Source organism: Brevibacillus sp. MS2.2, from assembly GCF_013284345.1.
GTDB classification, from domain to species: Bacteria; Bacillota; Bacilli; order Brevibacillales; family Brevibacillaceae; genus Brevibacillus; species Brevibacillus brevis_C.
The window spans coordinates 157,044-178,923 of sequence record NZ_JABSUZ010000001.1 but is presented as its reverse complement, the minus strand read 5'-3'; the positions used below and the strand labels follow the sequence as shown (position 1 = coordinate 178,923).

20 protein-coding genes are annotated in these 21,880 nt (G+C 49.8%); 11 read left to right on the top strand and 9 right to left on the bottom strand.

Annotated features, from left to right (window positions below; translation table 11 throughout):
* Position 1: 1 nt before the first annotated feature.
* Together HP568_RS00760 and HP568_RS00755 are read left to right on the top strand one after the other, a co-directional pair.
* Positions 2–790 carry an energy-coupling factor transporter transmembrane component T gene (locus HP568_RS00760; RefSeq protein WP_173628048.1) on the top strand — a complete coding sequence of 263 codons (789 nt, stop codon included), beginning with the start codon at positions 2–4 and terminating at the stop codon, positions 788–790.
* Between the two features lie 16 nt (positions 791–806).
* The gene (locus HP568_RS00755) at positions 807–1,655 is read left to right on the top strand and encodes an alpha/beta fold hydrolase (RefSeq protein ID WP_173628047.1); all 849 of its coding nucleotides are present in this window, start codon (positions 807–809) and stop codon (positions 1,653–1,655) included.
* Between the two features lie 40 nt (positions 1,656–1,695).
* Here HP568_RS00755 and HP568_RS00750 read toward each other — a convergent pair whose 3' ends face one another.
* Positions 1,696–2,391, bottom strand: a complete 696-nt coding sequence (locus tag HP568_RS00750) for a hypothetical protein (RefSeq protein ID WP_173628046.1) — start codon at positions 2,389–2,391, stop codon at positions 1,696–1,698.
* 156 nt (positions 2,392–2,547) lie between these two features.
* Between HP568_RS00750 and HP568_RS00745 the strand changes: the two genes are divergently transcribed.
* From HP568_RS00745 to HP568_RS00730, 4 genes are all read left to right on the top strand, one after another.
* Positions 2,548–3,288 carry a gluconate 2-dehydrogenase subunit 3 family protein gene (locus tag HP568_RS00745; RefSeq protein ID WP_217366315.1) on the top strand — a complete coding sequence of 247 codons (741 nt, stop codon included), beginning with the start codon at positions 2,548–2,550 and terminating at the stop codon, positions 3,286–3,288.
* Between the two features lie 14 nt (positions 3,289–3,302).
* Complete coding sequence (locus tag HP568_RS00740; RefSeq protein WP_048035162.1) at positions 3,303–5,024, top strand: GMC family oxidoreductase; 1,722 nt, start codon at positions 3,303–3,305, stop codon at positions 5,022–5,024.
* A gap of 220 nt (positions 5,025–5,244) precedes the next feature.
* Positions 5,245–6,453, top strand: coding sequence for a trans-sulfuration enzyme family protein (locus HP568_RS00735; RefSeq protein ID WP_048035161.1), 1,209 nt, complete (start codon positions 5,245–5,247; stop codon positions 6,451–6,453).
* A 26-nt stretch (positions 6,454–6,479) separates the two neighbouring features.
* Complete coding sequence (locus tag HP568_RS00730; protein WP_173628044.1) at positions 6,480–7,943, top strand: sigma-54 interaction domain-containing protein; 1,464 nt, start codon at positions 6,480–6,482, stop codon at positions 7,941–7,943.
* Between the two features lie 57 nt (positions 7,944–8,000).
* Here the strand turns inward: HP568_RS00730 and HP568_RS00725 are convergent, their stop codons facing one another.
* The 3 genes from HP568_RS00725 to HP568_RS00715 form a co-directional block, all read right to left on the bottom strand.
* Entirely contained in the window at positions 8,001–8,324 is a 324-nt protein-coding gene (locus HP568_RS00725; protein ID WP_048035159.1) for an antibiotic biosynthesis monooxygenase family protein, read from the bottom strand.
* Positions 8,325–8,400: 76 nt separating this feature from the next.
* A complete protein-coding gene (locus HP568_RS00720; protein WP_048035158.1) occupies positions 8,401–9,294 on the bottom strand; it encodes an arylamine N-acetyltransferase in 894 nt (297 codons plus the stop codon).
* Positions 9,295–9,497: 203 nt separating this feature from the next.
* Positions 9,498–10,013, bottom strand: coding sequence for a stalk domain-containing protein (locus tag HP568_RS00715; protein WP_015893706.1), 516 nt, complete (start codon positions 10,011–10,013; stop codon positions 9,498–9,500).
* 223 nt (positions 10,014–10,236) lie between these two features.
* Between HP568_RS00715 and HP568_RS00710 the strand changes: the two genes are divergently transcribed.
* Complete coding sequence (locus HP568_RS00710; RefSeq protein WP_048035157.1) at positions 10,237–10,926, top strand: uracil-DNA glycosylase; 690 nt, start codon at positions 10,237–10,239, stop codon at positions 10,924–10,926.
* A 78-nt stretch (positions 10,927–11,004) separates the two neighbouring features.
* On the opposite strand, the gene HP568_RS00705 is transcribed toward HP568_RS00710, so the two are convergent.
* Both HP568_RS00705 and HP568_RS00700 read right to left on the bottom strand, forming a co-directional pair.
* Positions 11,005–11,646: a thiamine diphosphokinase gene (locus HP568_RS00705; RefSeq protein WP_048035156.1), complete on the bottom strand. Its 642-nt coding sequence runs from the start codon at positions 11,644–11,646 to the stop codon at positions 11,005–11,007.
* A 33-nt stretch (positions 11,647–11,679) separates the two neighbouring features.
* On the bottom strand, positions 11,680–12,093 hold the full coding sequence (locus HP568_RS00700) for a 2Fe-2S iron-sulfur cluster-binding protein (RefSeq protein WP_048035155.1): 414 nt from the start codon (positions 12,091–12,093) through the stop codon (positions 11,680–11,682).
* A gap of 143 nt (positions 12,094–12,236) precedes the next feature.
* On the opposite strand from HP568_RS00700, the gene HP568_RS00695 reads away from it, so the two are divergent.
* On the top strand, positions 12,237–13,145 hold the full coding sequence (locus HP568_RS00695) for a GNAT family N-acetyltransferase (RefSeq protein WP_048035154.1): 909 nt from the start codon (positions 12,237–12,239) through the stop codon (positions 13,143–13,145).
* A gap of 15 nt (positions 13,146–13,160) precedes the next feature.
* Here HP568_RS00695 and HP568_RS00690 read toward each other — a convergent pair whose 3' ends face one another.
* Entirely contained in the window at positions 13,161–13,967 is an 807-nt protein-coding gene (locus HP568_RS00690; RefSeq protein ID WP_173628043.1) for an Fpg/Nei family DNA glycosylase, read from the bottom strand.
* Between the two features lie 205 nt (positions 13,968–14,172).
* Between HP568_RS00690 and HP568_RS00685 the strand changes: the two genes are divergently transcribed.
* Both HP568_RS00685 and HP568_RS00680 read left to right on the top strand, forming a co-directional pair.
* The gene (locus HP568_RS00685; RefSeq protein WP_048035152.1) at positions 14,173–15,330 is read left to right on the top strand and encodes a THUMP domain-containing class I SAM-dependent RNA methyltransferase; all 1,158 of its coding nucleotides are present in this window, start codon (positions 14,173–14,175) and stop codon (positions 15,328–15,330) included.
* A 74-nt stretch (positions 15,331–15,404) separates the two neighbouring features.
* On the top strand, positions 15,405–18,140 hold the full coding sequence (locus tag HP568_RS00680; RefSeq protein WP_173628042.1) for a DUF4855 domain-containing protein: 2,736 nt from the start codon (positions 15,405–15,407) through the stop codon (positions 18,138–18,140).
* A gap of 53 nt (positions 18,141–18,193) precedes the next feature.
* Here HP568_RS00680 and HP568_RS00675 read toward each other — a convergent pair whose 3' ends face one another.
* Positions 18,194–18,841, bottom strand: coding sequence for a hypothetical protein (locus HP568_RS00675; RefSeq protein ID WP_173628041.1), 648 nt, complete (start codon positions 18,839–18,841; stop codon positions 18,194–18,196).
* Between the two features lie 83 nt (positions 18,842–18,924).
* Positions 18,925–20,172: an MDR family MFS transporter gene (locus HP568_RS00670; RefSeq protein WP_048035149.1), complete on the bottom strand. Its 1,248-nt coding sequence runs from the start codon at positions 20,170–20,172 to the stop codon at positions 18,925–18,927.
* Between the two features lie 569 nt (positions 20,173–20,741).
* On the opposite strand from HP568_RS00670, the gene HP568_RS00665 reads away from it, so the two are divergent.
* On the top strand, positions 20,742–21,854 hold the full coding sequence (locus HP568_RS00665; protein ID WP_048035148.1) for an aminopeptidase: 1,113 nt from the start codon (positions 20,742–20,744) through the stop codon (positions 21,852–21,854).
* Positions 21,855–21,880 lie beyond the last annotated feature (26 nt).

The following is a 21,880-nucleotide window of genomic DNA, read 5'->3' as shown; positions in this document are numbered from 1 at the left end:
GATGAGGAATGCCCATCCGAGCTATGCGCTGCTTGTATTCGTGCTGCTGGGCTTGCTCCCTTTTTTATTCCAGGACCCGCGTGCGCTTATTATTTTATTGGTGATAAACATTGCACTAATTGCCAAGCTGGGCTGGGAGCGCTCCATGATTAAGGCGTATGTATTGGTTGGTGTAATCGGTTCGTGCTTTGCTGTGATTACGTGGCTGCCGTTTACCAATGTAGGCACTCCGTACTGGAGCAGCACCATTCCGTTGATCCACTATCCCGTGCAAATCACGGATGTCGGCGTCCTATGGGCATTGGGAATGGGACTTCGACTGGCAAATGTCGCGTTATTGTCGATGTACTATGTGTTTACAACTTCGCCCAGAGAAATAGCGATGGGACTTCGCGGGATTGGCGTTCCGTTTTCGATCAGCTATTTGCTCTCGCTCATTTTTCGTTTTATCCCCCTCGTCAAAAATGATTTGGCAATCATTCGGGAAGCGCAGATGGTACGAGGGATGTCGACGAGCGAAGGGAATGTTTCAGAGCGCATCAGGAAGTACAGTTATTTGCTCGTGCCGCTCATCTTCAACTCACTCAAGCGTGTGCAATTGATCGCCAATGCATTGGATGCCAAAGGCTTTCGCATGCGTAACAGTCAGCATCGGTTTTACCGCAGCAAACGATGGAAGAAAACAGAAGTACTCACACTAGTGGTTGGTGTATGTATCGTAGCCGCACTGTTTTACATCGCCAGGCTACATCCAGATCATATTGGTGTGCTGATTCCGGGGCGTATTTAGTAAGGAGGCAGGCAAAATGGACGAAGCATTGTTTTCGCATGTGAATCGTTTGCAGGTAGAAGGGGGCACACTGGAGTACGGCGTCACCGGAAAGCCACATGCACCTGCGCTGCTGCTTTTGCATGGCATTCGCAACAGCAAGCTACTGTTTGCGCCAATCCTGCCAGCATTGGCAGAGAGATATCGGGTAATTGCGGTAGATATCCGTGGTCACGGGAATTCTGTGAGCCACGGTTCCTTTTCGTTTGAGCAAATCGTAACAGATTTGATTCAACTCTTGGAGAAAGAACAGCTCGAACAAGTAACGGTTGTCGCAGCGTCCTTTTCTGCTGTGCCTGCCCAGATGCTTGCGATTCGAGATCCCAAGTGCGTAGCTTCGCTCGTATTGCTGGATGGAGGCTACTATTCCTTGGGAGAAGTGCCCGGATTCAATAGAGAGAAGGTTGTCGAGCGGCTGTCTACCACGCGTTTTTCTTCTGTAGAGGAAGCGGAAAGGCAGTTCGCAGAGAGGTATGGTACGAGAGTGATGCCAGAGGGCTGGATGCGAGACGAGCTTTTGAAAAGGGAAGACAGCAGCTACGGATACCGTTTGCCGAGGGAGGCGTTCTCCGCTTATTTCCAAGAGTATAGCATTCATAGCCAACCGGAATTGTTCCAGCAGTTGACATGCCCCGTGCTGCTACTGCTGGCTGACGACAGCTTATTGTCAAAAGAAGAGCAGCAGTTTCACCGACAGGCAGTTGCCACTTACCAGCGGATTGTGGAGCAGGCCAAGGTGAAAATGATACCGGAGGCACAACATTTGCTGATGGTCACGCATCCGAAAGAGACCGTGAACGAAATCCATGATTTTTTATCGAAATAAGGAAGGGACAAGCGAAAATTGCTTGTCCCTTTTTCTTTGGTTACCGCTTCGCTTCGCGCATGAGCACGTTGAGCTGTTCTGCCATGGCTTGCTGATCCTTTTGATCTCTCATATGCTTTTTCACCGTTTCTAGCGCTTTGATGCCTTTTTTCGAGCTCACGACCTTCACGGTTGTATCCGTTCCATAGATACGCTCGATTTGGGTGCGTGCTTGGGCGAATGTGCTCTGATGATCGCTTGTACCCAATGTCCCTGCGGTTCCGCTCCCTGATTTTATATGGGCAGCATCATGCCCGCGACTGGAGCTACCGGAGTAATTGCTGATGAGATGGGACTGCATCGGGTCCATTTGATTGATCGATTGAGCATTGGCAGTAGAAGGGGCCAAGTAGATAGCATCATTTACGATCAATGCCTGGACACCGTGAACGCCCGCTGCCTTCAGTTGGGCTTCCAGCTTTGTAGAAGGACCACCCGTGTGCAGGTGTGAGCTGCCCATGGAGCTGTAAAGAGCATTGCCCATTCCGCTATACGTATGACCGTGCGCGTTTGTCGTGAGTTTCTTATCGCGATCCACGCTTGGAATAACCGTTGCTCCTTTTGGAGTCTGAGCAATAGACTGCGTACGTGCTGGCGGATGTGGCTTCGTAGGCTGGGCAGCTTGATTCATACAAGCTGTCAGTAGAAGTACAGCCCCTAATCCTGCGGTTCCAACCCATGTGTGGAAATGCTTCATCACGATCCCTCCAAGTCTTCCTGCCTAGATAAACTTATCCTTTGTTCGCTGCATGAAGTTATGAGTGGAGCATGTTGGAAAAATTTCCGTTAATCACGATTATCTTGTGAAGAAAATGCACAAAACAAAAGAAGGAAATCACTGGAGGTGGTAGATTTGGCAGATTCAAACAACGTGAAGGAGCAGCCAGTATCCCGAAGGAACTTCTTGAAAAACTCTGGCCTGGTGCTCGGTAGCTTGGTCGTGGGTGGCGTGGCAGGGAGCTTGCTCCGCAAACCGGAACCCCCGGCGCAGCCAGCAGCACCGCCCCCTGCGGCCGATTACAATCAGGCGCTCATGTTTTTTACGCCTGAGCAATTCAAGGTGGTGGATGCCACCTGTGAGCGTATTTATCCTGAGGATGAGCTGGGTCCAGGCGCGAAGGCACTCGGTGCAGCTTATTTCATTGACCACCAGCTAGCGGGTGATTGGGGCTTTAATGCTCGAGAATACATGCAAGCGCCCTTTTTTCCGGGTGAGATTACACAGGGCTATCAAGGCAGGTTGAAGCGCAGGGAAATATTCGAAATCGGCCTTCAAGAGATGAACAACCACAGTAACAGTACCCACGGAAAACGGTTTTATGAACTCCCGCCGGAACAACAGGATGCTGTTTTAAAAGCTTTTGAAACCGATGAAGTAAAATTGACGACCATTTCGGCGAGCACTTTTTTCAATATGCTGCGGGCCAGTACGATCGAAGGCGTATATGCAGACCCTCTGTACGGGGGCAATAAAAATATGGATGGCTGGAAAATGAAGAATTTCCCAGGGAATCAGATGGCGTATACACAACTGATCGATAAGCCTGAGTTTGTGAAGATGGCTCCCTTAAGCTTACGGGATCATCAACATTGAGGGAGGACTGACATATGGCCAAAAAGTTGCCCAAGGTTGACGTTGTGATCGTGGGGGTGGGCTGGGGTGGAGGCATTATTGCTTCCGAGCTGACCAAGCAAGGTCTGACGGTAGTGGGTCTGGAGCGTGGCAAGGAGCGCAAAACCGAAGACTACTTCATGGTACACGACGAATTGCGCTATGCCCTTCGTTACGAGATGATGCAAGATTTGTCCAAGGAAACGATTACGTTCCGCAGTAGAATGAACGTTCGCGCGCTTCCCATGCGGTCATACGGTTCCTTTTTGCTCGGGACAGGACTCGGGGGATCTGGTGTCCACTGGAACGGACAGACTTTCCGCTTCCTGCCGTATGATTTCGAAATCCGCTCCAAGACGATTGAACGGTATGGGGCAAAGAAAATTCCAGAGGGGATGACGATCCAGGATTGGGGCATTACTTACGATCAACTGGAGCCGTACTTTGATAAGTTTGAAAAAATGGCGGGAATCGCAGGCGAAGAGAATCCGTTGGGGGGGAAACGCTCCAGTCCGTATCCGATACCTCCGATGCGTACTACACCGAGCATGAAAATGTTTGCGGATGCGGCGAAAAAGAAAAACCTGCATCCATACATTCTGCCATCCGCAAATCTTTCGCAAGCGTATACCAATCCAGATGGTGTGGCACGGGCAGCTTGCCAGTACTGTGGCTTCTGTGAAAGGTTTGGTTGCGAGTACGGAGCAAAAGCCGATCCAGTGGTGACGGTGATCCCGGTGGCTAAAAAGACAGGGAAGTTTGAAATTCGCACGCATTCCCATGTCCGCAGAATTTTACATACAGGGAACAAGGCGACAGGTGTCTTGTATACAGACGTCACGACAGGGGAGGAATTCGAACAGCCCGCCGATATTGTGGTGATGACCAGCTATGTATTCAACAACACGCGAATCCTGCTCATGTCCAAGCTGGGGAAACCGTATGATCCAGCTACCGGAAAAGGCGTGATCGGTAAAAACTACGCTTACCAGGTCATGAGAGGAGGCGCGGTGGGCTTCTTCGATGATAAGGAGTTTAACAATTATGCAGGCGCAGGATCGTTGGGAATGTGTTTGGATGACTACAACGGTGATAACTTCGATCACGCCGATTTGAAATTTATCCATGGCGCGAATATCGCTGTCACACAAACCGGCTTCCGACCAATCGGCACGAACAAGGTACCGCCGGGAACGCCTAGCTGGGGTAAGGATTTCAAGGCTGCCTCGATCAAATACACGAATCGATTCATATCCGTAGGTGCCCAAGGAGCTTCCATGCCATTCCGACAGCACTTCCTTGATCTGGACCCGACGTACAAGGACGCATTTGGTGATCCGTTGATACGCATTACGTATGATTTCGTCGATCAGGACAGGGAGCTGGCGGCTTTTTGTGCAGATAAGTGCGCGGAAATTGTCAAAGAAATGGGTGCGAACGAGAAGCTCGAAATCAATCGAAAGCTCGGACCTTACGATATCACACCATACCAATCGACGCACAATACAGGCGGCGTCATCATGGGTGCTTCACCTGACACTTCGGCAGTAAACAACTACTTGCAGATGTGGGATGCGGAAAACGTATTTGTCGTCGGGGCTTCTGCCTTTGCGCACAATAGTGGCTACAATCCGACAGGAACGATGGGTGCTCTCTCCTATCGAGCGGCAGAAGGTATTTTGAAATACAGGAAAAGCGCGGGTGGCATGCTCGTATAAGCTGCTTTTTCTAGTTATGCAAAACACAATTGCAACTGTGCGAAAAGTCGTTGGGGCAACTAACGGCTTTTTTGCGTGGATCTGAAAAAGTTCATTTGCACGATTGCGAATGTCTGCGTGCACAAAAAGCGAAAAGCACAGGAATGACGCGGTTTCTCACCTTGGCATGCTCCTTGCTATACCCTTTGGTAACCGCACAAGCAAAAGGGAGAGACGAGAAATGACGACAAACAAGTGGAAGATGGACACCTCTATTATTCATACCGCACAAACACCTTGCCAAAAGACGGGAGCAGTCGTATCCGCAGTGGTGCCCGCTGTGGCCTACGCGTTTCCAGATGCAGACTCCGCAGCGGCGTGTGTGGCTGGCGAGAGGGAAGGAACGTATTACGGAAGATACGGCAACCCTACCATCACCACTTTGGAACAAAAAATCGCCGCATTGGAAAATGGCGAAGCTGCATTGGGCGTAAGCAGTGGGATGGCAGCCATTTCGGGAGCTTTGCTCGCCTTTTTGAAGCAGGGTGATCATGTGGTGTGTACGCGGGATGTGTACGGGGGGAGCTATAAATTTCTTACGACGATGGCTCCGCGATATGGTATTGCGACGGACTTCGTCGATTGCACGGATTTGCAGGCAGTCGAGAGAGCTTTTTTGCCAAACACAAAAGTCCTGTACATCGAAACACCCTCGAACCCGTGCCTGACTGTTTTAGATATCTCGGCGTTGTCACGTTTGGCGCATGTACATGGCATTGTGGTAATCGTCGACAACACCTTCTTAACGCCGTATTTGCAGCGACCGCTTGAGCTAGGGGCGGATGTCGTCGTGCATAGCGCCACCAAATATTTGAACGGACATGGCGATGTCATCGCGGGCTTCATCGTCGGGAAGCAGGAACATATCCAATTCATGCGCAAAAACGTCATGGGAGACTTGGGGCAAAATTTGAATGCTTGGGATGCTTTCTTGATCTTGCGTGGGCTGAAAACACTCGGCTTGCGTGTCAGGCAGCATGGGAAAAACGCGCAGGCAGTGGCGGAGTTTTTGGTGCAGCACCCTGCAATCTCGCACGTTTACTACCCTGGTCTGCCTTCGCATCCACAGCATGAGCTGGCCAAACGGCAAATGGCTGGAATGGGCGGGATCGTTTCCTTTGAAGTAAAGGGCGGCTACGAGGCAGCCAAATCTTTCATTAACGCACTGCACTTGGCTATGATATCGTTTAGTTTAGGAGATCCCGAGACACTGGTACAACATCCTGCCTCGATGACGCATTCCTCGATCCCTGCCTCTGAGCGGATCAAGTTCAACATAACGGACGGTCTGATTCGCTTATCGACGGGCCTGGAGGATGTGGAGGATATCATCGCGGATTTGGAGCAGGCATTAGCTAGTCTGCCAATGGCGGCAGCGTCCAGGGGATAAAGGAACGTGAAACTGGAGGATGGGGCATGACAGAGTTTTCCCGGATCGAGGAATTCATTCAATCGTACGCCGACAATATTTCCAAGGTACTGGGACTCGATGTCACCATCCTGGATGAACAAGGGATACGTGTGAGCGGAACCGGCTACTATCAGGATCTGATTGGATTGCCTGCGCCAGAGGGATCATTTTTCCGAATGATCCTGCAAACCGGACAGCCGGGAATGATTTTTGACATGAAAAAAAACGAGTCGGAGTGCGGCAATTGCAAGTTTTTGCAGCAATGCCGGGAGCTGGCGACGATTGGATTTCCGGTGCACAAACGGGAGAAGACGGTAGGAGTCATCGGAATTATCGGCTTTTCCCCCGAGCAAAAAGAAAAAATGCTGCACCATTCGGAAAAATGGATGCCGTTTTTGCAGCATACGAGCTCCTTGATTGAGCACAAGCTGCTAGAGCTGGATGCAGAGCGGGAGAAGAGCTGTAACATTCAAGAGGAAATGCCGCAGGCCTCGGTTCATCCGGTGTATTTCGCCCAATTGATTGGGGCAGAAACAGGCCTGCGCGATGTGATTATCAAAGCGAAAAAAGTGACGAACAGCATTTCCACTGTTTTGATCCGGGGGGAGAGCGGTACGGGCAAGGAGCTGCTGGCAAAAGCCATTCACTGCGAGAGTGCGCGCAGCAGACATCCATTTGTGGCAGTCAATTGCGCGGCGATTCCCGAGACCTTGTTAGAAAGTGAGTTGTTCGGGTACGAAGGCGGTGCATTCACAGGCTCCAGACGCGAAGGGAAGCCGGGGAAATTTGAATTGGCCCACAAGGGGACGATTTTTCTGGATGAAGTCGGCGATATTCCGTTGTCCCTTCAGCCCAAGCTGCTGCGCGTCCTTCAAGAGAAAACGGTAGATCGGGTAGGCGGCGTAAAAACGCTGGGCGTCGATGTACGTGTCATTGCGGCTACACACAGAGATTTGGAGAGCATGGTCAGGGAAGGGACGTTTCGCGAGGATTTGTATTATCGACTCAACGTCATCCCCCTGCGGTTAAAGCCGTTGCGTGAACGCACGGAGGATATCGCGCTTTACTTGCAGCACTTCCTGTATCGGTACGGGACGTTGCTGCAAAAAGGCAGACTGGAGCTCGAAGCCCAACTCATCCAACGACTACAAACGTACGAATGGCCGGGAAATATTCGTCAGCTGGAAAATGCCGTCGAGTATATGGTCAACATGGCGGAGGGGCAAGTCATCGGCAACGAGGAGCTTCCTGAGTATTTGCTGTTAGAGGATGAGCCGACGACAGCAGGCAGCGATTTGGGACTGGAAAAGCTGGTGGCAGAATACGAACGCTCCATTCTCCAGCGCTACTTGAACGCAGGCAAGTATGGCCAGGACAAAGCCGCGATTGCCCATGAGCTGCAAATCAGCTTGTCGACCTTGTACCGGAAGATGGAGAAATACGGTTTGGAAAAAGATAGAGGAAAATAAAAAACCAGCCTGGATTGGATCGGAGTTTTTCCGAGGTCCGGGCTGGTTTGTTTGTATTTACGAAGGCTGCGGATCTTTTTTCGCTTTCAGCTCGTAATGGCCAGTTTTGCCGCTAATGTACCACTCAGGGGTTTCTTCTTCACGTGCTTGGCGGTGACCTTCCAGATGAACGTCACTCAGTTCCCACTGCTTCCACGCCTCTTTTGATTCCCAGCGGATCATGACGACCACTTCTTCTTCACCTTTGCGTGGCTTCTGTACCAGCACGCTCAAATCTACAAAGCCAGGAGCCTTCTCAACAGCACCAGGCTCGCTAAAGCCTTGTACGATTTTGTCAGAATGACCTTCCTGGACGACGTATGTTTTTATCTCCATCATCATGAAGTGCGACACTCCTTATATACCATTTCCCTACTTCCCCATATTATTGAGAAATATTATCATTGTCAACCAGATATTAGCAAATGGTAGGACGATCGAGAGCTTCATTTTCAAGTGGGGCTTCTTCTTTTTTGGGAGCAGCGAAAATATCAATACCACGTTCGAGGAGGATTTCTATCGCCTCGCGAACAGGGAGAAGTGGCAATTGCATTTCATCGGCTACGGCAGCTTTTATATCAGAAACAGTGTGGAGGGGTGTGATCTGGTCGGTGCCATCAGAATAACCGATGTGGAGAGTGTTGTTTTTGAGGGCTACGAAGCGATCTTGCTCCAGTTGAAAACGATGTATGTGAAGTCGATTCAAAAAGAAGGCGTCTGGTAAAAAAGAGGAGCGGATGACTTCCGACAAGTCGGACAGTTCTTTTCGTTCGTTCGGATGAAAATCCCATGGAGGAATTGCCACTTTTCCGTTTTCATACCGCGTAAAGCGATAATGTTCAGGATGATCGGGACTTTTGGTCAATTCCATCGAAACAGTGCCAAAATGCCTGGTATGGTTCCCCTCTTCCAGAAAATGAATCGGCTCAAAGATAGGCGCGGTAGCCCCTGTATCCACATAGACGGGTGTATCTCCTGTGTTTGGACCATCGATCAGGATGGCAGTATGCCCACCGCCCGGCAAGATGAGGTGTCCAAAGAAGCCAAGGGTGCGAAGCAGCGCGAGAAAGCTGTGATTGTTGGTATAGCATGTGCCGCCGAAATGATAGTGGGTCGCATTGTGCACATATTCCTCAGGGGTTGGTGCTACATGTTTTCCGTCACGGAAGAAGAGCAGCTTGCTTACATTTTCATAAGGGAAGATCTGCAGATGCGCACGACAGAGCTGGCTGAGATAAGAGAGACTAGGGGACTTACGATCTAGCTGTAGACGTTGAAGGTATAAACTCGCCCAGTTCGGTAAGGTAGACATAAACAAGTTCACTCCTTACATAAAATAAATAGTAAATGAAAATGTTTGTTAAGTGTCGGTAGGTAGATCGTATCACATGGGACAAGTGGTAATCAACCTAGATTTTTCCAGAAAACAAAAAAGGCACCGGAAGGATATCCTCCGGTGCTAGCGGGTCCCTAGTCCGCTGTCTTTCTCGTACGAATAGATAAGTGCAGAAGAAATTATAACAACGACTTAATTTCCCCGGTATTCGGGTTCACTACGAACCAGCCATACGTACTGGTGTAGCTGTCGCCAGATTGGAAGTTGTTTACGACTGTTTGGTACACCTGAATGACATAGTGACCTTTTTCGTCGTCGTGAGCGTACTCCACTACATGTGTCGGCGAGAGTTTGCCAGCGAATTTCTTTTTCACGAGCTCGATCGCTTCCATTTTGGAGTACATTTTTGCTGATGGAATTTTACCGATGAAAATCGATTTGGTTCTCGCGTCGTAAATGACCGGTTTGTTCAGGTTCTCTGCTACGAAGCGGATAGGTACATAGACAGAGTTTTTGTACATGATGCCTTGTACGTCGCTGTTTGGTGATTTTGGCAACCCGTCAAAGTAGTAGGTGAACGGTGTTTTCATTCCTTCTTCCGCGTCTGGAAAAGCGGGTGCTGCAATGGCAATTCCGGAAAAGAGCACCGAACCTACAACAATGCCCCCCAAAAATGACTTTATGTCCCATTTCATGATGTGAAACCCTCTCCCTTTCTCTTTTCTCTAAATCTTCCCAGCAATCATTATGTCAAAGATCATAGGAGAAAAGCTATCAAACGAGGGTACTAGGAAACAAAGACTAGGAATCATGGGAAAAATAGGACTAAATCAGAATAGTCCTAGTTCTCGAATCAGTGGTTCAGTGATTGGAAGGTTTGTGGTAAGGTAGAAAAAAACAGCGGACAAGGTGAGGAACATGGCTACTATATTGCAAAATGACTGGGCCCCCGTATTGGCCGATGAATTCGAGAAGCCCTATTATGTAAAGCTTCGGCAGACGTTGAAGGAAGAGTATCAGACGCAGACCATTTACCCAGATATGTTTCATATATTCACAGCGTTGCACCTGACTGAATATCAGAATGCAAAGGTTGTGATCTTGGGGCAGGACCCGTATCACGGACCGGGACAAGCACATGGATTGAGCTTTTCGGTCAAGCCGGGAATCAAACCGCCGCCGTCTCTGGTCAATATCTACAAAGAGCTGAAAAGCGATGTCGGTTTTGAAATTCCCCAGCACGGTTATCTGAACCATTGGGCAAAGCAAGGCGTCATGATGCTGAACACCGTTCTGACGGTTCGTCGTGGCACTCCGAATTCGCACAAGGACATTGGCTGGGAGACGTTTACGGATCGTATTATTCATTTGCTGAACGATCGGGAGACACCACTCGTTTTCATACTGTGGGGAAAGCATGCGCAGGAGAAGGCGGCATTCATTGATCGAAACAAGCATTTCGTCATCGCCTCCCCGCATCCAAGCCCATTTTCGGCGAATCGCGGCTTTTTTGGCAGCCGCCCTTTTTCCCGGACCAATGAGTTTTTGCGTTCGCGTGGGCTTCAAGAGATTGATTGGCAGTTGCCGATGCAGGTAGAGGAAGAGTAGCACTGTATTCGTGCAGGTAAGAGGAAAAGGATCTCCATGTTTTGCATCATGCAAGGGAGATCCTTCTTTTTCTGCCGATTAGTCTTTGCTTTTGACAACGAGCAGCTTGCCCGTTTGAATCGTGATCGTTCCAGTCTGTTCCGTTAGCAGATTGCTGATGCCAAGCGTGTCGCCGATCCGCAGGGTAGCGTCCTTCAACGGATAAAGGAATCCGGTTAAGGTAATCCCTGTGACTTCCGGTGTAAAAGGTAGCAGGGAGATATGATCAAAATGATCCTGCTTTATCGTACAATGGCGGTCAATCAGACGGATTTCATTGGTCTCATCAAGGATGCGGCAGTTGGTACCTGTCTGCAACGCTTTGTTCAGCAAGTGTACGTTTGCCAGCATATGGTCAAAACGAGAGCCGAGCACGCCGAGCAGCACAATTTCCTCGGGCTGTTGCTCGATTGCCCAAGTAAGGGCCATCTCTGTATCGGTTAAATCTTTCATAACGGGATCGCAAGAGGAGATGTGCATACTGTGGCGTTCAATTTCTGCCATTTCCTCGGAGCTGACAGAATCAAAGTCACCGATCGACAATCTTGGTACAAGACCGTTGCGAACGAGGAACAAGGCACCTCTGTCAACGCCGACGAGCCAATCATTTTCGCGAATCTCTTGGATCGCCCAGTTGTCCAGATTGCCTCCAGCGAATAGTAGGATGCGTGTAGGATTCATGCTACGGCCACCTTTTTCTTTTAAAAATATCCTCTATGTAGTAGGAATCGAAGAGCGAAATGTGCTCTGACAAGCAAGGCGATAGCCTGTAGCGAGTTTTTCTCCCAGCTTTGCTTTTTCCTGTCCGGTTGGGGGGGCGAGTAATGATGCACCTGCTACGATCTGTACATGGCACTTGCCGCAATGCCCTTGTTGGCATTTGTAAGCGATGGGTTGATCTTGCGCGAGCGCAGCTTGTAATAGTGTTTCGGAGGGAGTGTACCGGACTGGCATCGTTTGTGAGTGTTGCTTCACCTGTACGAGCTTTTGCTCTGATTGGGGGCGAGCCGGGCTCATTTCTGTTTTTTTCAACGACGTATGCGTATGCACGGGAACGGGAGCTGGACTCGACATCTGTACGTCAGATCGTCCAGGAATGAGCGAGCCGACCGTAAGCTGTTTGCGCATAGGAACCTCCCGAGTAAGTGATTTTTTTCATATTACCATGTCAGGCGCGTGGGTGACAAAGCTGGAGAAAGCGTCCATAAATGATTGAATTTTTAGATTTTATCGATTAAAATAATTTTATCAAAAACCAGGAAGGTGATACCATGATTACCATCAAACGGATGAGCGACTGTACCTTTGCAGAAGTGACCAAAGCGTGGAACCGAGGCTTTGAAGGCTATTTTATCGAGTTTACGATGACAGAAGAAATGCTTGTCCAGCGACTGGGGGGCGAGGGATACGTGTTGTCCCTGTCTGTGGTTGCTTTTGACGGCACGGAGCCGATTGGCGTAGTGGCCAGCGGGATGAGGACAGTTGCAGGGAAAAAAGTCGCGTGGAATGGTGGTACGGGTGTCGCCACGGAATATCGCCGACAAGGAGTAGGGAAGCAACTGATTGAGGCAGCATTGGATTTGTACAGGGAGGCAGGGGTGGAGGTAGCTACCTTGGAAGCATTGAGCCAAAATACCAAAGCGATTGCCTTGTATGAGCAAAAAGGCTATGACGTCGTGGATCGTCTGTTGTTTTTGCAGCAGAGCGGACCGCTGGCAGAGAATGCCTTTCAGACAAGTGTGCAGGCTGAATATCGGGTTCGACGCATTTTGGCCCAGGAAGCCGCCATGCTGCCGTTTTACGTGACAGATGTCCCTTGGCAAAATTACTGGCTGAACCTGCGAGATGCGCAGGCCGTGCTCGTAGAAGACAGAGAGGGGCAGGCGGTCGGCTATGCGATGTACAAGTGTGCGGTAAATGAAGAAGGCAAAGTGAGTGGGATCGTGCTGCGTCAATGTGTAGCACAGCCAGAGCATCCTGATGCACCAGACATTTTGAAAACCGCACTCGCGCATGTGTATGGGCCGCTTGCACACGATTGCCGCCGGTCTACGTTTAATTTGCGTGCGGCTGATACCTTGCTTGTCGAAATACTGCAAGCGGCGGGATTCGGTCCTTCCGAGACGGAGCAGGTGTTTATGATCAAGCAGATGGAAGCCGCAAATACTCCTGTCGTCTAGGAGTGAAAACGTCTGTCAATGCTGGCAGTTCGTGCAGGTGAATACTTTGCGGGAGGAGAGCTCGCTCTTTTCGATAGGCTGTCCACAGCGCGGGCAAGGCTCACCACCGCGATCGTACACTTGGCAGCGCTCATCGAAGCCACCTGTTAGGGAATCGCCAGAAAAGAGCGGCTGCATGTAGCCGCCGAATCGAATCGCTTCTTTTAGCACGGTTTGCATGGAATGATACAGTCGTTTTTGTTCCTCGAGAGAAAGTGTCGGGATCGTTCGGGTAGGCAGGATGGCGGCATGAAAGCAGATTTCGTCCGCATAGCAGTTGCCGATACCCGCCAGCCAATGCTGATTGACTAATGCTGTTTTGAGGACGCTGCGCTTGTCAGCGAGCAGCTCCGTAAATTGGGTAAAGGTAAACAGCGGGTCCAATGGTTCAGGCCCAAGAGGAGCCAGTCTTTCGTCGATCTGAACGTTGGTGAGCAAGTGTAGGTAGCCCAAACGGAGGCCGTGAAAATATAAAAGTCGTTCTCCAAAGGAAAGAGTCACTTGGGCGGTTCGCTTTAGCTTGTCTTCCGCAGAGCCCAGGTATAGAAAACCGCCGAGCATCAGATGAAGCAGCAGGACATGGCCACTTTCCAGATGGAAAAGAAGATGCTTGCCGCGTCGGTCGACAAGTGTCAGGCGATTGCCCTGGAGCAGTCGAGCAAATTCCGCAGGCGGCAGATTGATCGTTTTTTCCCGCTGAACGTGTAAGGCTGTAATCGTTCCGCCACCGATTTTCTCCTGTAGCAGTCGGCGATAGGTCTCCATCTCAGGTAATTCTGGCACGTTGACTTCCTCCCGTACGCAAAGTTTTTCGTAGGATTTCCCATATGGATGATCCACATGCCGTACCCGTCACTGTTTTTCGGTGATGGGTCTTTTGAATTTAGACAAGATTACCAACGCTATTAGGAAATGGGGTAATATAATATGTAAGGTAGTAGGATGAGGGCATTGCCCGAAGGATTATTGGACGGACAGGAGATTACATATGCAAAAAGTAGAATTGATCGCTACGGCGACTTTTGGTTTGGAATCAGTAGTAGCAGAAGAGGTAAAGGCGCTCGGATACGGACCGGTACAGGTGGAAAACGGTAAGGTAACGTTCACCGCAGATATTTCTGCGATTCCCCGCACAAATTTGTGGTTACGAACTGCCGACCGCGTGCGTCTTAAGGTAGGGGAGTTCAAAGCGACTACGTTTGACGAGCTGTTTGAAAAGACAAAAGCGCTGCCTTGGGCTGATTGGATCACAGAGGATGGGACGTTTCCTGTGGAAGGGAAATCAGTCAAATCTACCTTGTTCAGTGTGCCGGATTGCCAAGCCATCGTGAAAAAAGCAGTGGTAGAAAGTCTGAAAAAGACCTACAAGCGCGAGTGGTTCGATGAGCTAGGGCCGCTGTACAAGATCGAGGTGGCACTTCTCAAGGATGTGGCGACGCTGACGATTGATACGTCAGGACCGGGCCTGCACAAGCGCGGCTACCGGGAATTGATCGGACAAGCGCCACTGAAGGAAACCATGGCTGCGGCGATGATTATGCTGTCGCGCTGGAAGCCTGACCGGGTGTTCATGGACCCATTCTGCGGTTCGGGTACACTTCCGATTGAGGCGGCGTTGATCGGGCAAAACATCGCTCCAGGGATGAACCGGGAATTCGTTTCGGAGACGTGGCCTATCATTCCGAAAACAGCTTGGCGTGAAGCTCGCGCAGAAACGCATGATTTGGCGCGCTATGATCAAAAGCTGGAGATTATCGGGACTGATATGGATGACGAGATCCTGAAAATTGCCCGCCACAACGCGACTGAGGCTGGTGTAGATGACCTGATTCATTTTCAGCGCATGGATGTGCGGGATGTGCGAACCAAGCGCAAGTACGGCTACTTGATTTGCAACCCACCTTATGGGGAGCGCTTGGGAGAATGGAAGCAGGTAGCCAAGATGTATGGCGAAATGGGGAAAACCTTTGCTGCCATGGATACGTGGTCTTTCTACGTTATTACGTCCGACGAACAGTTTGAGGAGCATTTTGGTCGTACAGCAAGCAAAAAGCGTAAGCTCTACAACGGAAATATCAAGGTAGATTACTATCAGTTTTTCGGACCTAGACCGCCGCGCGGGCCAATGGTTACCCCGACCGAATAGACAGAAGAGTGATGTTCAAAGATGACTTTTTGAACTACCTCTACAGAAGGGGCATAATTGGAGGAGAAAATGCAATGAGCAAGAAAAGATTCGGGAGCAGAACGTTGGCTGCGCTATTGGCAGCAGCTACATTACTGGTCCAAAGCACGCCGTTGACTCATGCTGCAACAGAGCCAGAGAAACCGGCGGTGGAGAGCGGGAAACCAGCAGAAGAGACCAAGAAGCTGGAAGATCAGTTCAAAAAGCAAGAAGAAGCGCACACAGAGTTTACGGATTTGGGTAACAGCTACGCCAGTAAAGCCGTAAACAGGCTTGCAGCCCTTCACATGATCAGTGGCCAGGGCGAAAACCGCTTCAACCCGCAAAACACGATTTCTCGGCAGGATATTGCGGTGCTTTTGACAAAAGTAATCGGTCTTCAACCAACAGAAATCGAGGATGCAGCCTTTGAAGATGTACCATTGGAAAGTCCTTATGCACCGTACGTATATGGACTATCTGAGTTGGGTGTGATGAACGGCAGAAGTGAACACACCATGGGTGCTCTTGACCCGCTTACCCGACAAGAGCTGGCTGTCATGCTGTCTCGCTTGATGAAAGAGGGCTCTGTGACCAAAGTGGCTGGTCAGACTCCTGTTGCATACAGCGATGAAGAAGAGATCGCCGACTACGCCAAAACGGCTGTGGAAGAAGTAACGAATCAGCGCTGGATGCAAGGTGCTGGCGGCAAGTTTAATCCGACAGGAACCGTCACGCGTGCAGAGGCTGCTGTGATTGCTGAGCGCGTCTTGGATGCACGCTACCAGCAAGCAGAACAGGTGAAATACAAGGTAGATGTAGAGCGGCTGAGTTTGGCTGCTGGAACGAGCCAACGCTTGAAGGTAAGCAGTATCAGCGGAGATGAGCTGCCGTTTACACCTATTTTCGCTTTTGATCGTCCCGAGCTGGGAACCATCTCGGCTGACGGAACCTTTGTTGCTGGTCTTACAGCAGGAAAAGGAAATCTCACGGTAACAGTCGGCTACAAAACGACGACAATTCCGGTTGAGATCAAGGACGCTGGTAAGCCATCTGTTGAAAAGGCAGAGGACACGACAAAGACTGCACCGGTGACTTCCTCCAATGATTCGGCAACGAAAGTCGATGAAAGCAAGACGGTAGTAGAGGGAGAAAAGCCAGACGCAGACAAAGGAACAACAGAAGCGGATGCTACGAAGCCTGCTGATCCAAAAGAAGAGGCTGAGGAGCCAGCAAAGCAGGACGAACTGGTCAATATCGCACCAGGCAGCTATACAGCGGTTACTACTTTTGGAGCGCCAGACTCGTATTTCCAGGAGCTGGAGAAGCAGTATCCGGGTCCGGTAGGCGGACTTGTAACGCCTACAGAAGACTGGACGGGATACCACCGTCAGTTTGGGCGCAAGGTGACCGTTGAGCTCGACGAGGCGAAGCCATTGGAGAGAGTTGCGCTGACGTTTAAGCAGCAGAAGACCTCGGGTATCACGATGCCAGAATACATGGAAGTCGAGGTATCTCGCGACGGAAAAGTGTGGTCGTATGCGGGAAGAGCTGTTCACGATGTTTCCGCCAAAGAGGACAAGCTGGTTACACGCACATTGAGCGTAACCCTGCCAGACGTCAACACCCGCTATGTCCGGGTATCCTTCCCGGTGAAAGTATTTGCGTTCGCTCGCCAGCTAGAGGTATGGGCGAAAACGGATAGCGAGTGGAACAATGGCGCTGTCTTGCTGCCGCCACCAAACCCGGCGAAGCTGGAAGAAGCCAAACAAGCAGGTCGTCGTGTAGAAAATATGCTGCTCGCTTATACCGGAGAGCATGGCGAACTTGGAACATGGACCAAAGAGGATTTCCTCCCGATGGTTGGCTACCGCACCGTAGATGGTTATATGCGTGACCAGATGTTTGATACGATTTTGTTCCTGCCGTATCAGACCATTCCTGCTACGAAGGAAAGCTGGACAATGTACATGAATGATTTGTTCGGCTCAAACAAGCAGCTCGACGCTCTCAACCAGGCAATGCGGGAGTACAACCGACTGCGCGGAACGCTGTATACAACACCGACGCAGGAAAATGTCGTGTTGGCGCTGCCGTATCCGAATGCCAATCAGACCAATTTTGGTCAGTTGAATGAAAAGAAACCATCTCTCTCCTTCAACCCTGCGGGAATTGGAGAAGAGCAAGCGTATTTGAATCGCAAGGCTGCGTTGGAATGGTACTTCCAGGAGCTCATGAAGCGCTGGAACAAGGAAGAATACGCCTATCTGAAGCTGGAAGGAATCTATTGGTTCCATGAGCTGGTGGAGGATAGTGCACCGAAAGAACGCCAACTGATTCGTGACATGGGTAGCATGGTGCATGACGAGGCGTTGCGCTACTATTGGATACCGTATTTCGGTGCACCGGGAGTGTCCGAGTGGAAATCTCTTTATTTCGATAAAGCATTCCTGCAGCCGAGCTATTACAGCGACAAGCCGGTAGGAATTGACCGCATTCAAGGTGTATTGGATGTCGTCAACAAGTACGACATGGACATCGAGATCGAAGGCGACTGGAAGATGTACAATGATCCGAAGTTCTATCAGACCTACTACAATCAGTTAGTTGCCACCCACAAGCTGGGGATGGATAAAGACAACGTACACGCTTACTACTTCGGCTCCAAGACATTGCTAGAGTCTGTCAAGAGCACGGACCCTGTCAAGCGCGCCATCTATGATGATACGTACAAATGGATGCGCGGTCGTTTTGACAGAACAGAATTTTTCGAGGGCAGCGAGATGCCGTAGTGAATGGAAAAGAGTCTGTTTCCTCTTTGTAGGGAGACAGACTCTTTTTTTATCTAAAGCAGATGGGCCGATTTTCGCCCAATCGTTTTCCTATAGATCTCCACCAGTTCCTCCATGATCTTTTCTTTCGTCGCATGTAGAGGGGGGCTCGGATGGTAGTAATCGATTCCCTTGGGGCAGGGCTTGCCAAAGGTCGGTACTCCTGCTGCTGCGATCCGTTGTTTCCACAGCTTTTTGAGCGAAGAAAACTGCTGCCAGGAATAGTGATGGGAAAGCCCCCAACCAAGCAGGAGCCACGGATGCTTTTGCAGTTCCTGTGTAGATACGAGCTGAGCCTCGAGTGTCGTCTCTTTCTCATCAATGAGTTGCTCAAAATGAGATATAGCACTCACGGCAGCAGCATTTTGTACGGAAAACAGGTTGTAAATATGAAATCTGCCTGCCAATGCCCGTTTTCCGTAGATCGCCTCCACGAGCCGGATCAATTGTCGCATGGTGGGATCGAGTGTGGTTTGACCCATGATGCTATGACCAGATGCAGGTCTTTCACGAAAAAGCTTGGCACTACCAGGGTTCAGCAAGAGACAGCTCCCAAGAGAACGATGACCCTCTGAATTTGGTCCCCATTGAAGATAGGTAGAAGTTCGGTAGACGACTCCTCGATGCTCTCTAAATGCAGCAAAGGCATTCGGCTGGTTCATGACGATCCCCTCCTGGTCAAGCTATCTATAACTCATTTATATGAGAGGAGGGGATTTGGTAGAACGGACATGGACTACTCTAGCTAGCTACTCTTGCTAACTTCTTTGGCACCAATCATCCGGAACAAAATGATATACAGATACGCACTGACTAGGGTTAAGCCCAGGATGACACCGAATACGCCAACAGGAGCGAGCCATTGGGATAGTCCGATCGTCAGGGGAGCGATGAAGCGACCAATCGAGAACTGGAGCGAAGAAGCTCCCATGTATTGACCGCGTGCATCCTCCGGCGAGTATTTACTGATGAAGCTCTGGGCGACTGGTGTGCGCATCAGCTCGCCGAATGTCAAAATCGCCATACAGCCGAACAGGAGCCAAATATTCGTCGTAAAGGCCATCAAGAACAGGCCGAGACCGAATAAGATGGAGGAGATGACGAGGCTGTTACGATCGCTCCAGTTTTCAAACCAGCGTGTGACTGGCAGTGTAAACAGAACCACCAAAAAACCATTTAAGGCCATGAGCCAGCCGAATGCGCTGGTTCCTCCGACAGAATAAGTCCAATTGCCCCACGAGAATAATGGTTGCTGCATAACATGCTCTTTGACATACAACGCCATGTAAATATCCAACTGCATGAATCCAATGGCGATCAAGACCCCGGCGCCAATGTACAGGGCAAATGCTTTATCTCGGAAAATAATGGCGTAGCCCTTGAATTGCTGAATCAGGGAAAAACGCTCCTTCGCCTTCTCCTGACGGACGTGTTCAGGCAGTGTTTCTTTGATCAGGAAAAAGACGGTGATCGCAAAAAGCAACTCAACAATGGTACAGAACATCAACAGTTGTGGGCGATAATGAACAAAAAAGACAGAACCCAATACGGGACCTGCGACCACCCCGATGTTCATCGCTGTGTAAAAGGTAGCAAAGACAATTCTTCGATCGTCTTCTGTTGTCAAATCAGCCACCATGGCGGAACTGGCTGGCCAGTAGAGAGCCCCAGCGATCCCGATCCCGATGAAGGCAAGATAGTCGATCCAAGGAGACGGAGAGAACGCAAACAGCGCGAACATCACCGTCGATGTACAGAGTGAGAGCAGCATGGTGAACCTGCGCCCTACCCGGTCCGCCAAATATCCGCCAAACAGGTTGGACAGCATCCCGAGCAGCGGCGGTACCATTAACAGAAGTCCCGCTACATCCTTCCCGAACGTATCGCTAAAATAAATCGCCATAAACGGAAAGTACATCCAAAAAAAGGTGTGCGTAATCAATTCACCAAAGAGACGTACTTTCAAATTAAGATCCCACGAACGCCAAATCATGACACGAATTCCTCCATTCATTTTCGGCAGGTGCCTTGACCTCGATTCTCTTCTTGGAAAAATTCCACGTAAAAGAGCGCAAACGGGGTAGAGACATTGCTCTTCCGCTTGCGCTTTATCAAACGATACAAGGGTGGCGGGAAATCACCAGTTCAACGGAGTACAAAAGAGAGACGGTTACCTACCTATGGTTTTAGGTACAGTAAACCGACTGTTCATCCGAGAACATGGTCCGCAATTCATATCGGGAAAAAGACGGAAGCGGTTCAGGCATCCTGCAGCTTCTAGCTTTTGATAGGGTTGTAAGAGGCAGTGCCCCTTAAGAGAGGCCCCACCTAAGCGAAGATAACTACAGAAAACACCATGAACTCAGCACTCCCGTCTTTCAAATTTTTTACATAGGTAAACTCTTGTTGATTAGAATACTCGAAAGAGTCGAATTTATGCAAGATAATTTTTTGGTTTTTTTCGAATAGTACCAAGAACATATAGAATTGAAAAAGGTGCTTCCATTCGGTAAAATATTTTTTAACATAACCAAATCATGTTAGGAATGTGGGGGATTTCGCATGCGGGATGCACGCATCGTCAAGCTGGCTACAAATTTGCTGAGCCATTCTGTACGCCTGAAGGAAAAAGAAAGCTTGCTGATTGAAGTTCGTGGCGAGGGTCACGATTTGGCGAAGGAATTGGTTAGGCAGGCATACGACTTGGGAGCCTATCCGTTCGTACGGATTATTGACCCGTCTATCCAACGTGAGCTGATGCTCGGTGCAAGTGCAGAGCGTGCGACTCATTTGGCGAAATGGGAAGAACCAATGTACAAAGATTTGGATACATATATCGTCATCAATGGTCCGTCCAACGACAGCGAGATGGCCGATGTTCCGGTAGAGCGTCGTCGTGCACACCAAAGTGTGATGCAAGAATTGAATGACTACCTGACCAACAATGTACGATGGACACTGCTCAACTACCCGACCACGGCTTTGGCGCAAAATGCCAACATGTCTACCGTGGCTTTTGAAGATTTTTATTTTGACGTATGTTCCGTTGACTATAAAAAGATGCACGAAGCCTTCTTGCCTTTGCAGCAATTAATGGACCGCACCGACAAAGTGCGTCTGGTTGGACCGGGAACGGATCTTCAATTCTCGATCAAGGGCATTCCGAGTGTCATTTGCTCTGGCCTGCGCAATATTCCTGATGGTGAGATTTTTACAGCACCTGTCCGTGACTCCGTGAATGGAACCATTACGTACAATGCAGCAACAAGCTACATGGGCACGAAATTCGAAAATGTGTGTCTGAAGTTTGTAGACGGTAAAATCGTCGAGGCGACTTCTAACAACACAGAGAGACTCAACCAAATTTTCGATACAGACGAAGGAGCGCGTTACATCGGGGAATTCGCAATCGGTGTGCATCCGTACATCTTGCATCCAATGAATGATATCTTGTTCGATGAGAAAATTGCAGGCAGCTTCCACTTTACACCAGGCCGTGCATACGACAACGCAGATAACGGCAACCGCAGCCAAATCCACTGGGATATGGTAAACATCCAGCGTCCCGAGTACGGCGGCGGAGAAATCTGGTTTGATGATGTGCTGATTCGCAAAGACGGTTTGTTCGTTTTGCCAGAGTTGCAAGGACTCAATCCGGAAAACTTAAAAGGGTAAAGCGAAAGGACAGAGCCATCATGCTT